The organism is Rhodococcus sp. T7 (assembly GCF_009872365.1).
Lineage (GTDB): Bacteria > Actinomycetota > Actinomycetes > Mycobacteriales > Mycobacteriaceae > Rhodococcus_F.
In genome coordinates this window covers 1-1,152 of the sequence record NZ_WXYH01000244.1, presented here as the reverse complement: position 1 = coordinate 1,152, position 1,152 = coordinate 1, and the positions used below count along the sequence as shown (strand labels likewise).

Annotated in this window: 1 protein-coding gene and 1 pseudogene; both read right to left on the bottom strand. The window is 61.2% G+C overall.

Annotated features, from left to right (window positions below; all coding sequences use genetic code 11):
* Window positions 1-164: pseudogene (locus tag MLGJGCBP_RS21995) on the bottom strand (IS701 family transposase); the annotation flags it as partial.
* 900 nt (window positions 165-1,064) lie between these two features.
* Window positions 1,065-1,152, bottom strand: an 88-nt coding sequence (locus MLGJGCBP_RS51940; RefSeq protein ID WP_236581247.1) for a hypothetical protein, incomplete at its 5' end; no start/stop codon positions are given.

The window sequence follows — 1,152 nt, the reverse complement described above, 5'->3', positions numbered from 1 at the left end:
TCACCGGCCCGCTCGGCGAGGGTCCACCCGTTCTTGCGTTCCAGACCCGCAACCAATCCCGTCACATATTCACGGACGCGGGACCTCGGCTCCGACCGGGTGAACCGACCGGAGATCCGCTCATGCAAGGCTTCCAACTCGGCAGCAACCAGATCGAGGACCACGCAGTCAGTATCGTCTATCTGTCAAACATGTGCCGTTGCAGTACTAGTCGCAGACCTGCGGTGCGGCGAAAACAATCCACCACAGATGAAGGTGCGGGAGAGCTTCCACTCGTTGTTGCAGCGCACGAAGGGGATTGGTCCCACCGGGGTAAGGGTCCATGCCTTCGAGGTGACTCTGCCCATTCGCGTTGATCATGTCCGGGCCGACGGGTTCCACGGCGGTGAACTGGATGTATTGGGGTGTGGGCGCGCGGATCGTCAATTGGTGACCTTGCACGAGAGTCGATACTGCACTTCGTGGCGAGTTCATCGTCCTGAGTTGAACTGGTGAGCGATACCCCTGCTCGGTCGGTGGTCGGCCACATCTGGATAAGGTACGTCTCTACCGGGCCGTCGTCTGGCACCAGGTCGTACCGGGAAGATCGGCCGGCGGCAGACACTCGAACTCTGTGTGCTGTCGGCCCTTGAGGAGTCACTGCGTGGCCCGCACCGGGGACGATGTTTTCCGTCGGCCCTGGTCACGAAATCGGAGCGATCACCGATACCCGATGTATGTCGGGTCAGATCCGTACCGCTGCAGAACACCGATCGGCCAGTCAACCCGAGATCCGGGACCGGCCCAAATATGATGACGGAACTTGTTTCTGGGGTTTAGGGGGCTTACGGGTCGCGGGGAGGAAAAGCACGCACTTCCAGCCGGGGCGGTGTGCGCTGTTTTGTGGCCGTACCTACGTGAGCACCGCCAGCTGCTCGGGGCGGCAACGGCGTTCTCCATGGCCAATACCGGACTGAGTTTGATGCAACCGGTGCTGGTGGGCCGGACAATCACCGCGGTCGGAGACGGTGCCCCACTTTCGTGGCCTGCTCCGGTTGATTCAACTCGGGATTTCGAGCCCATATTCAGGTTTCTTGCAGGAACGCCCGTAGTCGGTCGAGCACCAGCTCGGGTCGTTGATCGACAATCCAGTGACCGGCGTCGTCGACCGTC